This is a genomic window from Streptomyces aureoversilis (assembly GCF_042657885.1).
GTDB lineage: Bacteria > Actinomycetota > Actinomycetes > Streptomycetales > Streptomycetaceae > Streptomyces > Streptomyces aureoversilis.
In genome coordinates, this window is record NZ_JBHSKJ010000028.1 from 58,607 (window position 1) to 71,028 (window position 12,422).

9 protein-coding genes are annotated in these 12,422 nt (G+C 74.1%); 4 read left to right on the forward strand and 5 right to left on the reverse strand.

Translation table 11 applies throughout. The features are described from left to right. Positions 1–20: 20 nt before the first annotated feature. Both ACFPP6_RS33415 and ACFPP6_RS33420 read right to left on the reverse strand, forming a co-directional pair. Complete coding sequence (locus ACFPP6_RS33415) at positions 21–743, reverse strand: MerR family transcriptional regulator (protein ID WP_382050288.1); 723 nt, start codon at positions 741–743, stop codon at positions 21–23. Positions 744–887: 144 nt separating this feature from the next. Next, positions 888–2,399: a M1 family metallopeptidase gene (locus tag ACFPP6_RS33420; RefSeq protein ID WP_382050290.1), complete on the reverse strand. Its 1,512-nt coding sequence runs from the start codon at positions 2,397–2,399 to the stop codon at positions 888–890. A gap of 188 nt (positions 2,400–2,587) precedes the next feature. On the opposite strand from ACFPP6_RS33420, the gene ACFPP6_RS33425 reads away from it, so the two are divergent. Both ACFPP6_RS33425 and ACFPP6_RS33430 read left to right on the forward strand, forming a co-directional pair. Continuing rightward, the gene (locus tag ACFPP6_RS33425) at positions 2,588–4,546 is read left to right on the forward strand and encodes a Xaa-Pro dipeptidyl-peptidase (protein ID WP_382050292.1); all 1,959 of its coding nucleotides are present in this window, start codon (positions 2,588–2,590) and stop codon (positions 4,544–4,546) included. Between the two features lie 110 nt (positions 4,547–4,656). Further along, positions 4,657–6,294 carry an ABC-F family ATP-binding cassette domain-containing protein gene (locus ACFPP6_RS33430; RefSeq protein WP_382050294.1) on the forward strand — a complete coding sequence of 546 codons (1,638 nt, stop codon included), beginning with the start codon at positions 4,657–4,659 and terminating at the stop codon, positions 6,292–6,294. A gap of 91 nt (positions 6,295–6,385) precedes the next feature. Here the strand turns inward: ACFPP6_RS33430 and ACFPP6_RS33435 are convergent, their stop codons facing one another. Continuing rightward, entirely contained in the window at positions 6,386–8,797 is a 2,412-nt protein-coding gene (locus ACFPP6_RS33435; RefSeq protein ID WP_382050296.1) for a Tex family protein, read from the reverse strand. A 112-nt stretch (positions 8,798–8,909) separates the two neighbouring features. Beyond that, positions 8,910–9,785, reverse strand: coding sequence for an SCO6745 family protein (locus ACFPP6_RS33440; RefSeq protein ID WP_382050298.1), 876 nt, complete (start codon positions 9,783–9,785; stop codon positions 8,910–8,912). A 122-nt stretch (positions 9,786–9,907) separates the two neighbouring features. On the opposite strand from ACFPP6_RS33440, the gene ACFPP6_RS33445 reads away from it, so the two are divergent. Both ACFPP6_RS33445 and ACFPP6_RS33450 read left to right on the forward strand, forming a co-directional pair. Continuing rightward, positions 9,908–10,888, forward strand: a complete 981-nt coding sequence (locus tag ACFPP6_RS33445) for a GlxA family transcriptional regulator (RefSeq protein ID WP_382050300.1) — start codon at positions 9,908–9,910, stop codon at positions 10,886–10,888. 56 nt (positions 10,889–10,944) lie between these two features. Further along, positions 10,945–11,595 (forward strand): DJ-1/PfpI family protein, encoded by a 651-nt coding sequence (locus ACFPP6_RS33450; protein WP_382050302.1) that lies wholly within the window; start codon positions 10,945–10,947, stop codon positions 11,593–11,595. A gap of 27 nt (positions 11,596–11,622) precedes the next feature. On the opposite strand, the gene ACFPP6_RS33455 is transcribed toward ACFPP6_RS33450, so the two are convergent. After that, a complete protein-coding gene (locus ACFPP6_RS33455) occupies positions 11,623–12,417 on the reverse strand; it encodes an enoyl-CoA hydratase/isomerase family protein (protein WP_382050304.1) in 795 nt (264 codons plus the stop codon). Between the last annotated feature and the right edge of the window lie 5 nt (positions 12,418–12,422).

Genomic DNA, 12,422 nt, shown 5'->3' on the forward strand with positions numbered 1-12,422 from the left:
GCGGGTGCCCACGGCGCCGGTCAGGCGGCCGGCCCGGCCGCCTCCTCGTAGGCCGCGCGCAGTTCCTCGTTCAGCGAGCGCTGGAACGCGGTGACCAGCGCCTGGACCACCAGCGGCTGCATGTGCGCCGACAGCGACTTCATCGCCGCGACGTCCGGCGTCTCCACCTCGTCGCGGAACAGGCGCGTCAGCTCCCGGGCGGTGGCGCGGGCGTGCTCCAGCAGGACGCTGCGGGCGGCCAGGACGGTCTCCGGCGCGATCGGGACGTCCAGCAGCCGGACGCCCAGGTGGAGCAGGGCCGGGTCGACGAGGTAGGAGCCGGCGGTCTCGCCCCGCTGCAGGGCGTTCAGCGCGGCCAGCCGGTCGACGTCCTCCTCGGTGAGGGCGCGGCCCGCCCGCCTCTCCAGCTCCTCCCGGGTGGTCTCCTCGGCCCCGTCGGGCGTCCAGGAGGCCACGAGGGCGCGGTGGATGGCCAGGTCCTGGGGGGTGAGGCCTTCGGGGAGCCGGTTCAGGTAGCGCTCGATCGCGGCGAGCGTGAGCCCCTGGTGCTGCAGCTCCTCGATCAGGGCGAGCCGCGAGAGGTGGCCGGGCCCGTAGCGCCCGACCCGGCGCGGGCCGATCTCGGGCGGGGGCAGCAGCCCCCGGGTGCTGTAGAAGCGCACGGTGCGGACGGTCACCCCGGCCCGGGCGGCCAGCTCGTCCACCGTCAGGGTCGCTTCCCCGGTCTCCGTCTGCGCGGCCATGGGCGGCACCTCGCTCTCTGTTCCGCACCTGTCGGTGTCGAACAGTATTGCTGTGCCACCGGCGCTGTGAAACCGGCGGCGGCCCGCCGTACCGCATGCGCGCGCGGGGCGGCGGCGGTACGGCGGGCCTGAGTGCAGGACCGGTCAGTGCCGGTGGGCGCGCTCCGCGTCCTGGATCTTCTTCCAGGACTTGGGCGCGGTGACGCCGGCCTTCAGCGACTTCGCCGCCTTGGCGGGGCCGGTGCCGGCCGGAGCCGGCAGCGTGCTCGGCTTCGACGGCTGGAACAGCCAGGTGTCGAAGAGCGGCGCGAGCTTCTTGCCGGAGACCTTCTCGGCGAACTTCACGAAGTCCTGCACGGAGGCGTTGCCGTAACGGTTCTCCGTCGTCCACTGCTTGAGGATGGCGAAGAACGTCTTGTCGCCGACGGTGTTGCGCAGCGCCTGCAGGGCGACGGCGCCGCGGTTGTAGACGGCGCGGTCGAACTGGCGGTTCGCGCCCGGGTCGCCCGGCTTGACCTTCCAGAAGTCGTTGTCGGCCGGGATGCCGTTGTAGACGTACTCGGCGAGCTCCTGTGCGGTGCCCTCGCCCTCCTTCTCCGACCACAGCCACTGGGCGTAGGTGGCGAAGCCCTCGTTCACCCAGATGTCGCGCCAGTCCTTGACGGAGACGCTGTCACCGAACCACTGGTGCGCGAGCTCGTGCACGACGATCTGCTGGTTCGCGCCGCTCGTGAAGGACGCCGGGCTGTAGAACGGCCGGGTCTGGGTCTCCAGGGCGTAGGACGACTTGACGTTCGGCACGTACCCGCCGACGGCGTTGAAGGGGTACGGCCCGAAGACCGTGCTCGCCCAGTCGGTGATCTCGGCGGTGCGCTCGATGCTGGCCTTGGCCGAGGGGAGGTTCTCGCCCAGGTCCTTGCTGTAGGCGTTGACGACCGGCAGGCCGCTCTCCGTCGTGCCGGTGGTGATGTCGAACTTGCCGACGGCCAGGGTCGTCAGGTAGCTCGCCTGGGGCTTGGTGGAGCGCCAGTTGTAGCGCGTCCAGCCGAGCTTGGAGGACTGGGAGGCGAGCACGCCGTTGCTGATGGCCTGGACGTCGTCCGGTACGGAGACGGAAACGTCGTAGGTGGCCTTGTCGGTGGGGTGGTCGTTGCTCGGGAACCACCAGGCCGCCGACTGCGGCTCCTGGGCCACGACCGCGCCGTCCGGGGTGCGCTTCCAGGCCGTGTAGCCGTTGATCTTCACGGTGGAGGGGGTGCCGCTGTAGCGCACGACGACGCTGACCGGCTTGCCCTGCTCCAGCGGGCCGGCCGGGGTGACCTCCAGCTCGTGGGCGCCCGACTGCTTGTACGCGGCCTTCCTGCCGCCCACCAGGACCTCGCTCACGTCGAGGGTGAAGTCGAGGTTGAAGCGGGACAGGGCCTGGGTGGGGGTGGCGAGCAGGGTCGCCGTGCCCTCCAGCCGGTCCGTCTTCGGCTGGTACTTCAGCCGCAGGTCGTAGTGCGAGACGTCGTACCCGCCGTTGCCGTCTTCCGGGTAGTACGAGTCTCCGGCGCCCGGGGCGCCGGGCGTGGCGTCGGCCGCCGACGCCGGGACCGCGAGCAGCAGGAAGGCGGCAGCGGCCGTGCTCGGAACGATGAGTCTGTGACGACGCACGAGTCACTCCAACTCGTAGAGGAGAACGATCACTCGGAAGCCTATGTACTCACCGTCGAGGGGGGTATGTCCATGGGGCGTTCCGACATGTGATCGACATGCGCGCGTCATGCGGCGGGGCGGCCGTCAACTCCTGAAGCTGCCGCAACCCCTTCTGTTCCGGGCCCCGTCGGCGTTACCGTCCGCCCGTGATCAGACGCCCGCGGGACGCCCGCGCACCCTGGACTTCACTCGTACTGGCGGCACTTGCCGCCCTGGTGGCGGTGCTCGTGTCACCGCCCGGCGCCGCGCAGGCCGCCCCGCCGCGCGGCAAGGAGAGCACCCCGGTCTACTCGTACGACCGCGCCATACGCGAATCCGTCTGGGTCGACACCCGGGTGGACGCCGACGGGGACGGCAGGTCCGACCGGGTGGCCGTCGACGTCATCCGGCCCCGGGAGGCCGCCGAACAGGGCAGGCGGGTCCCCGTCATCATGGACGCGAGCCCGTACTACTCGTGCTGCGGCCGCGGCAACGAGAGCCAGAAGAAGACCTACGACGCGCAGGGGAAGCCGGCCGGGTTCCCGCTGTACTACGACAACTACTTCGTACCGCGCGGCTACGCCGTGGTGCTCGTCGACCTCGCCGGGACCAACCGCTCCGACGGCTGCGTCGACATCGGCGGCCGGTCCGACGTGCAGTCGGCCAAGGCCGTCGTCGACTGGCTGAACGGCCGGGCCCGCGGCTACGCCACCCGCGCGGGGAGCGATCCCGTCACGGCCGGCTGGACCACCGGGGCCGTCGGCATGATCGGCAAGAGCTACGACGGGACCGTCGCCAACGCCGTCGCCGCGACCGGCGTCGAAGGCCTGAAGACCATCGTCCCCATCGGCGCCATCAGCTCCTGGTACGACTACTACTTCGCCCGGGGCGCGGCCCTCTACGACGGCGGCCCCGACGGCCTCTCCGACCGTATCGAGAGCCCCGAGGCCCGCGGCCGCTGCCAGGCCGTACAGCGCGAGCTCGCCGAGGGCGCCCCGCGCAACGGCGACCGGACGGCCCTGTGGGAGGCCCGCGACTACGTCAAGGACGCCGGGAACGTGCGCGCCAGCGTCTTCGCCGTCCACGGCCTGCAGGACCTCAATGTACGGACCAAGCACTTCGGTCAGTGGTGGGACGCCCTCGCGGAGAACGGCGTCGAGCGCAAGGTCTGGCTCTCCCAGGCCGGCCACGTCGACCCCTTCGACTTCCGCCGCGAGGCGTGGGTGCCCACCCTGCACCGCTGGTTCGACCACTACCTCCTCGGCTACGACAACGGCGTCGAGCGCGAGCCCATGGCGGACGTCGAGCGCGCCCCCGACCAGTGGTCCACCGACCGCGTCTGGCCGCCGCGCGACACCCGCCCCACCACCCTGCGCCCCGCCGCCGGCCCCGTCGCGGGCGTCGGCACGCTCGGCCTGAAGCCCGCGCCCCAGGGCGCCACCGCCGAGTTCACCGACGACCCCAGGCTGAACGAGAGCGACTGGGCCGCGAGCATCGACCGCTCCACCCCCGGCAAGGCCGGCTTCGTCACCCCGCCCCTCAGCCGCGACCTGCGCCTGTCCGGCTCCTCGGCCGTGCGCCTGACGGTCACCCCGTCCACGGCCTCGGCCCACCTGTCCGCCGTCCTCGTCGACCTCGGCCCCGCCGGGATCCGCGACTACGCCGCCCGCGGCGAAGGCATCCGCACCCTCGACGACCGCACCTGCTGGGGCAGCGGCAACGCCGGCGACAGCGCCTGCTACAAGCGCACCGAGGCCACGAAGGCACAGGTCGGCCACACCGTCTTCAGCCGCGGCTGGGCCGACCTCGGCCACTGGGACGGCTCCGGCAAGGGCAGCCCCCTGACCCCCGGCAAGCCGTACACCATCACCCTCGACCTCGCCGCCACCGACCACGTCGTCCCGGCGGGCCACCGCCTGGCCCTGATCGTCGCCGGCACCGACGCCGGCCTCATCGAGCCCGCCTCCACCACCCCGCACGTAAAGCTGGACCTCCGCCGCACCTCGGCAACCCTGCCCCTGGTCGGCGGCTACGCGGCATTCACCCGCGCCACCACGGGCGGCCCCCGCACCGAGCCCACGACACCGCACGGGCTGAACGTGCCGCCACTGGTGCACGTGCCGTAACCGGCACCCCCGGGCCGGGACACCCGAGACGCCCCGGCCCGGGAGCCATCCGGACCGCCCGCGAAATCCGGTACGGCCCCCTCCACCACTCCGGTTAGAGTCGACCCGTTATGAGTGCCACTCTCGTCGCCAAAAGTCTCGCCGCCGGACACGGCGACCGCACCCTCTTCTCCGGGCTCGACCTCGTCGTCGCGCCCGGGGACGTCATCGGTCTGGTCGGTGCCAACGGGGCCGGTAAATCCACGTTGCTGCGGCTGCTCGCCGGGCTGGACGTGCCGGAGGAGGGCGGGCTCTCGCTCAGCCCGCCGACGGCCACCGTGGGGCACCTGCCGCAGGAGCCCGAGCGGCGGCCGGGGGAGACCGTGCGGGAGTTCCTCGCCCGCCGGACCGGGGTGTCCCGGGCCCAGGCCGAGCTGGACGCCGCCACGCAGGCGCTCGTGGACGGCGCGCCGGGCGCCGACGACGCCTACGCCACGGGCCTCGACCGCTGGCTCGGCCTCGGCGGTGCCGACCTGGACGAGCGCGCCGAGGAGGTCGCCGCCACGCTGGGGCTGTCCGTCGGGCTCGACCGGCCCATGACCAGCCTCTCCGGCGGCCAGGCCGCCCGCGCCGGGCTCGCCTCCCTGCTGCTGAGCCGCTACGACGTCTTCCTGCTGGACGAGCCCACCAACGACCTCGACCTCGACGGGCTCGCCCGCCTGGAGTCCTTCGTCACCGGGCTGCGCGCCGGCACGGTCGTGGTCAGCCACGACCGCGAGTTCCTGACCCGCACGGTGACCAAGGTCCTCGAGCTCGACCTCGCCCAGCAGCAGGTCCGCCTCTACGGCGGCGGCTACGCCGCCTACCTGGAGGAGCGCGAGACCGCCCGCCGGCACGCCCGTGAGGCCTACGAGGACTACGCCGACACGCGCGCCGGCCTGGAGGACCGCGCCCGCACCCAGCGGAACTGGATGGAGAAGGGCGTCAAGAACGCCCGCCGCAAGGCGAGCGACAACGACAAGATCGGCCGCAAGTTCCGCACCGAGTCCACCGAGAAGCAGGCCGCCAAGGCCCGGCAGACCGAGCGGCTCATCGAGCGGCTGGAGGTCGTCGAGGAGCCCCGCAAGGAGTGGGAGCTGCGCATGGAGATCGCGGCGGCGCCGCGCTCCGGCGCGGTCGTGGCCACGCTGCGCGGCGCCGAGGTGCGCCGGGGGTCCTTCGCCTTCGGCCCCGCCGACCTGCAGATCGACTGGGCCGACCGGATCGCGGTGACCGGCGCCAACGGCTCCGGCAAGTCCACGCTCCTCGCGGCCCTGCTCGGCCGGCTGCCGCTGGACGCGGGGCACGCGGCGCTGGGCCCGGGCGTCGTCGTGGGCGAGGTGGACCAGGCGCGGGCCCTGTTCTTCGGCACGGAGACGCTGCTGGACGCCTTCGGCGCGGCCGTCCCCGACCTCGCGCCCGCCGACGTCCGGACGCTGCTGGCCAAGTTCGGGCTGAAGGCCGATCACGTGCTGCGCCCGGCGGTGACCCTCTCGCCGGGCGAGCGGACGCGTTCGGCGCTGGCCCTGCTGCAGGCGCGCGGGGTCAACCTGCTGGTCCTGGACGAGCCGACCAACCACCTCGACCTGCCGGCGATCGAGCAGCTGGAGTCCGCGCTGGACTCGTACACGGGCACGCTGCTGCTGGTCACGCACGACCGACGGATGCTGGACGCGGTCCGTACGACCCGCCGCATCGAGGTCTCCGAGGGCCGCCTCACGGAGCGCTGACGGACGCCTTCCCGCGCGCCGGCTGACGGGCGCCCTCCCGTACGAGAGGGCGCCCTCCCCGTAGGAGAGGGCGCCCCGGCTCGCGGTCGTCCTAGCGCAGACCCGCCCTGCGCAGGGCCTCCGCCATCGCGTCGTTCACCGGCGGTGCGGGCTCGCGCTCGCGGGAGTTGCCGCGGCGCTGCGCGGGCGCCCCCGCACCCCGGCGGCCGGAGCCCCGCTCGGGGCGCGGCCGCCCACCGCCGCCGCCGGAGGCGGCGCCCCCGCCGGACGCGCCGGACCCGCCGGACGGCGACCCCGCCTCGTCGTCGAGCCGCAGCGTCAGCGAGATCCGCTTGCGCGGGATGTCGACGTCCATGACCTTGACCCGCACGATGTCGCCGGGCTTGACCACGTCCCGCGGGTCCTTCACGAACGTCCGGGACATGGCCGAGACGTGCACCAGGCCGTCCTGGTGGACGCCCACGTCCACGAACGCCCCGAACGCGGCCACGTTGGTGACGACGCCCTCCAGGATCATCCCCGGCTCCAGGTCGCCGATCTTCTCGACGCCCTCCTTGAAGCTGGCTGTCTTGAACGCGGGCCGCGGGTCGCGGCCGGGCTTCTCCAGCTCGCGCAGGATGTCGGTGACCGTCGGCAGGCCGAAGGTGTCGTCGACGAACTCCTCCGGGCGCAGGGAGCGCAGCACGGAGGTGTTGCCGACGAGGGAGGCGACCGCGCCGCCCGTGCTCTTGACCATCTTCCGCACCACCGGATACGCCTCGGGGTGGACGCTGGAGGCGTCCAGCGGGTCGTCCCCGCCGCGGATGCGCAGGAAGCCCGCGCACTGCTCGTAGGCCTTCGGGCCGAGCCGGGCCACGTCCTTCAGCGCCCGGCGGGACCGGAAGGGGCCGTTGGAGTCGCGGTGGGCGACGATGTTCTCGGCGAGGCCGGAGCTGATGCCGGAGACGCGCGCGAGCAGCGGCGCGGACGCGGTGTTCACGTCGACGCCGACGCCGTTGACGCAGTCCTCCACGACGGCGTCGAGCGAGCGGGAGAGCTTCACCTCGGACAGGTCGTGCTGGTACTGGCCGACGCCGATCGACTTGGGGTCGATCTTGACGAGCTCGGCGAGCGGGTCCTGCAGGCGGCGGGCGATCGAGACCGCGCCGCGCAGCGAGACGTCCAGCCCGGGCAGCTCCTGGGAGGCGAACGCGGAGGCGGAGTAGACCGAGGCGCCGGCCTCGGAGACCATCACCTTGGTGAGCTTCAGCTCCGGGTGACGGGTGATCAGGTCGGCCGCCAGCCGGTCCGTCTCGCGGGAGGCGGTGCCGTTGCCGATGGCGACGAGCTCCACGCCGTGCTCCCGGGCGAGCCGGGCCAGCGTGGCGAGCGAGGCGTCCCACTTGTTCTGCGGGACGTGCGGGTAGATGGTCTCGGTGGCCGCGACCTTGCCCGTCGCGTCCACGACGGCGACCTTCACGCCCGTGCGGAAGCCGGGGTCGAGGCCCATCGTGGCGCGCGTGCCGGCCGGGGCGGCGAGCAGCAGGTCGCGCAGGTTCGCCGCGAAGACGCGGACCGCCTCGTCCTCGGCGGCCTGGCGCAGCCGCAGCCGCAGGTCGATCCCGAGGTGGACGAGGATGCGCGTGCGCCAGGCCCACCGCACGGTGTCGCCCAGCCACTTGTCCGCCGGCCGGCCGCGGTCCGCGACGCCGAAGCGCTGCGCGATCATCTGCTCGTACGCGCTCGGGCCCGCGGCCGCCCGGTCCGCCTCCTCCGCCGGCTCGGGCTCCAGCGTGAGGTCGAGGACCTCCTCCTTCTCGCCGCGCAGCATCGCCAGCACGCGGTGCGAGGGCAGCTCGGTGAAGGGCTCGGCGAAGTCGAAGTAGTCGGCGAACTTCGCGCCCGCCTCCTCCTTGCCCTCGCGCACCTTCGCGGCCACGCGCCCGCGCGTCCACATGCGCTCGCGGAGCTCGCCGATGAGGTCGGCGTCCTCGCCGAAGCGCTCGGTGAGGATCGCCCGCGCGCCCTCCAGGGCCGCCGCGGCGTCCGCGACGCCCTTGTCCGCGTCGACGAAGGCGGCGGCCGCGGCGAGCGGCTCGGTGCCCGGGTCCCCGAGCAGCCCCTCCGCCAGCGGCTCCAGCCCGGCCTCGCGGGCGATCTGCGCCTTCGTGCGGCGCTTGGGCTTGAAGGGCAGGTAGATGTCCTCCAGCCGGGCCTTGGAGTCGGCGGCGCGGATGCGCGCCTCCAGGGCCTCGTCCAGCTTGCCCTGGGAGCGCACGGACTCCAGGACCGCCGTGCGGCGCTCCTCCAGCTCGCGCAGGTACCGCAGCCGCTCCTCGACGGTGCGCAGCTGCGCATCGTCGAGCATCTCCGTGGCCTCCTTGCGGTAACGGGCGATGAACGGCACGGTCGAGCCGCCGTCGAGCAAGTCGACCGCGGCCTTCACCTGCCGCTCCCGCACGCCGAGCTCCTCGGCGATCCTGCCTTCGACCGACGCCCCGGGCGACGCACCAATTGCCGTCACGATCACGCTCCGCTTTCTCTTCGGGCTGCGGTCTGCATTGTGGCAGGTGCCGCCGACACCGCGGTGCGCGAGCCTCGCGGCGGCGCCGCCGGCGGCCGCCCGGGCCGCCGCGTCAGGCGTTGCCGAGCAGGTCCGCGGGGAACGCGCCCGCGAGCACGGCCGTCTTCGCGTACTCCTTGCCCAGGGCGGTCAGGCGCTCGACGCCCGCCGCTCCCAGGTGCTCGTACGGCGCGGCGTCGAGGCGGTCCGTCTCCGCCTCCAGCTCGTCGCGCAGCGCGGCGCCCGCCTCGGTCAGCTCGCCCTCCGCGTCCAGCAGCCCGCGGGCCCGCAGCCGGTCCCGTCCGGCGGCGAGTTCGTCCTCGGTCCAGCCGCGCGTGGCGACGAGCCACTTGGTGGTCATGCCGCCGCCGGTGGCGGTGTGGCTGACGAGCGCCTCGACCGGGTCGAGACCGGCCCGTACGAGCGCCATGATGTGGCCGTCCCCGCGGTGCTCGCGCAGGAGGGTGGCGGCGTGCCAGAGCGCGAGGTGCGGCGTGGCGGGCACGGGCAGGTCGGCGTGGGCGGAGTACAGCGGGCGGCCGCCGCGGCTGCAGCCCTCGGCGGCGCGCAGCGCGAGCTCCGCGGCCTCGGCCATCTCGGGGGCGGCCACGGCGTCCTCGCCGAGCAGCCTGCGGAGCGTCGCGTCGGCCGCGCGCAGCCGTGCGGCGATGGCCTCCTGCGGAGAGACGACGTCCCAGACGCCCGGGACATGACGGGCGATCATTTCGTACTTGGAGTTGTAGTACGCCGCGGTGACCGTCCCGGCGCCGACGCGGCCGAGCGGCGCCGTGCGCCCGGCGATGTTCGCCGCGGTGTCGCCCTCGATGCCCAGGCCCGCCATCTCCCCCAGGTAGTCGGGGGAGAAGTACACCGTCGCGTGGAGGGTGTTGAGCCACTGGTGACAACGGCGTCCGGCGAGCTCGGGCAGGGGCCCGTTGAGTGAGGTCATGCCCGCACGTTACCGACTGGTCGGTACGGCGGGAAGTGGTCTGCGGGCAGCCGCCGGGGGTGGCAGGAAAGGTGGGGTATTCGTCATTGCGGACAAAACCGCGGGCGACCAGCATGGAGGACATGACGCACCACCGCACGCCCTGCCGCACCGTGCTGATCGTCCTCTTCGACGACGTCCAGAGCCTCGATGTCACCGGCCCCGCCGAGGTGTTCGCCGGCGCGGCCTGCCGGAGCGACGGCTCCGCGATGTACCGCGTGCGCACCGCGACCCTCGACGGCGGCCCCGTGCGGACCAGCAGCGGCCTGCGCCTCGTGCCCGACCACGCGCTCCACGACGCCCCCGCCCCGCACACCCTCCTGGTGCCCGGCGGCGAGGGCACCCGCGCCCCCGACCCCCGCCTGATCGGCTGGCTGCGCGAGCACGCGCCGCGCGCCGAGCGCGTGGTGTCGGTGTGCACCGGGGCGTTCCTGCTCGCCGCGGCCGGCCTGCTGGAGGGCCGCCGCGCCACGACCCACTGGGCGTTCTGCGCCGCCCTCGCCGCGCGCTTCCCGTCCGTGCGGGTGGAGCCGGACCCCATCTACGTGCGCGACGGGAACGTCGTCACCTCGGCGGGCGTCACCGCCGGCATCGACCTCGCGCTCGCCCTCGTCGAGGACGACCTGGGGCGCGATCGGGCGCTCGCCGTCGCCCGCAACCTCGTCGTCTTCCTGCGCCGCCCCGGCAACCAGACCCAGTTCAGCGCCCCGCTCGCCGCCCAGACGGCGCGCCGCCCGCGGCTGCGCGACGTCCAGCACTGGGTCGTCGAGAACCCCGCGGCCGACCTGTCCGTCGAGGCGCTCGCGGCCCGCGCCGGCCTCTCCCCGCGGCACTTTGCCCGCGCCTTCCAGAGCGAGACCGGCATGACGCCGGGCCGCTACGTCGACCGGGTGCGCCTGGAGGCCGCCCGCCGGCAGCTGGAGGACGCCGCCGACGGTGTCGAGGAGGTCTCGCGCGCCTGCGGCTACGGCACCCCCGAGGCGATGCGCCGCGCCTTCGTCCGCGCCCTCGGCACCTCGCCCGCCGAGTACCGGCGCCGCTTCCGCCCCCTGACCCCCGCCTGACCGGCCGACATATCCGACGCATCCGATCCATCCGACACACCGGAACGAGGACCACCGTGCAGATCGCCTTCCTGCTCTACCCGGGCTTCACCGCCCTCGACGCCATCGGCCCGTTCGACACCCTCGGCCCGCTCCCCGGCGCCGAGGCCGTGCTGGTCGCCGAGCGCCGGGGGCCCGTGCGCAACGACAGCGGCAGCCTCTCCCTGGTCGCCGAAGCCTCCCTCGCCGAGGTCACGGCCCCCGACATCGTCGTCGTGCCCGGCGGGCCCGACCCGAGTGGCCCGATGGCGCCCGGCCCCGTCCGGGAGTGGCTGCAGGAGGTGGACCGCACCACGACGTGGACGACGTCCGTGTGCTCCGGCTCCCTGGTCCTGGCCGCCGCCGGGCTGCTGACGGGCCGTCGCGCCACCTGTCACTGGCTGAACCTGGACCGGCTCGCAGCCTTCGGGGTGGAGGCGACCGGCGAACGCGTCGTCACCGACGGCAAGTACGTCACGGCCGCCGGCGTCTCCTCCGGCATCGACATGGGGCTCACGCTCGCGGGCCGGATCGCCGGCGACCGCGCCGCACAGTCCATCCAGCTGCTCATCGAGTACGACCCCCAGCCGCCCTACGACGCGGGTTCGCCGGAGAAGGCCCCGGCCGACCTCGTCGCCGAGTGGCGGGCCGTGGACCTGGCGGAGTTCGCCGGGAAGAACGGCGGCTGAACGAGCGGGGGCCGGGCGGCCGGCGGCCTAGCGGCCGGAGACGGGAAGGCCGGCGCGGGGGTCCGGCCGCCCGTCCGCGGCCCAAGTGAACCGCGGCCGCCTGCGCTCCAGGAAGGCGGCGACACCCTCCGCGGTGTCGCCGCTGCCGCGCTCCTGCTCCGCCCAGTGCGCGATCCGGTCCGGGGCCGCGGGGCCCGCGGCGAACTCCTTCGCCGCGGCCTGCGTCAGCAGCGAGCGCGAGGCCAGCACCTGCGCGAACTCCGCCACCCGCTTCTCCAGCGCCTCCGGCGGCCACACCTCGTCCACCAGGCCCGTCCGCAGCGCCCGCGCGGCATCGATCAACTCGCCGGAGAAGAGCAGGTACTTGGCAGCCGAGGGGCCGGTCAGCTCCACCAGCCGCCGCGTGGAGGAGGCTCCGTAGACGATCCCCAGCTTCGCCGGGGTCACTCCGAAGGACGCGTCCTCGGCGGCGAACCGCAGGTCGCACGCGGCCGCCAGCTGGCAGCCGCCGCCCACGCAGTGGCCGCGCACGGCCGCGAGCGTGGGCTTGGGGAAGGCCGCCAGCGCCTCCTCGGCCGCGATCGCGAGGTCCCGCGAGCGCTCCGCCCCCTCGGTCAGGGTGGAGATGTCGGCGCCCGCGCAGAACGTGCCGCCCTCGCCGGTGAGCACCAGCACCCTTACGTCCGGGTCGCCGGCGCACCGCGCCAGCAGCTCCGGCAGGGCCCGCCACATGTCCGTGGTCATGGCGTTGCGTTTGGCGGGGTTGGCGATGCGGACCGTTGCGACGCCGTCGGCGACGTCCAGGTGAAGTGCGGGCTCCATGCGCC

What these genes read in the sequence shown, in the direction of transcription:
- ACFPP6_RS33415 (WP_382050288.1), bottom strand. Translation starts at nt 743, where the DNA reads ATGGCCGCGCAGACGGAGACCGGGGAAGCGACCCTGACGGTGGACGAG.
- ACFPP6_RS33430 (WP_382050294.1), top strand. Translation starts at nt 4,657, where the DNA reads ATGAGTGCCACTCTCGTCGCCAAAAGTCTCGCCGCCGGACACGGCGAC.
- ACFPP6_RS33440 (WP_382050298.1), bottom strand. Translation starts at nt 9,785, where the DNA reads ATGACCTCACTCAACGGGCCCCTGCCCGAGCTCGCCGGACGCCGTTGT.
- ACFPP6_RS33445 (WP_382050300.1), top strand. Translation starts at nt 9,908, where the DNA reads ATGACGCACCACCGCACGCCCTGCCGCACCGTGCTGATCGTCCTCTTC.
- ACFPP6_RS33455 (WP_382050304.1), bottom strand. Translation starts at nt 12,417, where the DNA reads ATGGAGCCCGCACTTCACCTGGACGTCGCCGACGGCGTCGCAACGGTC.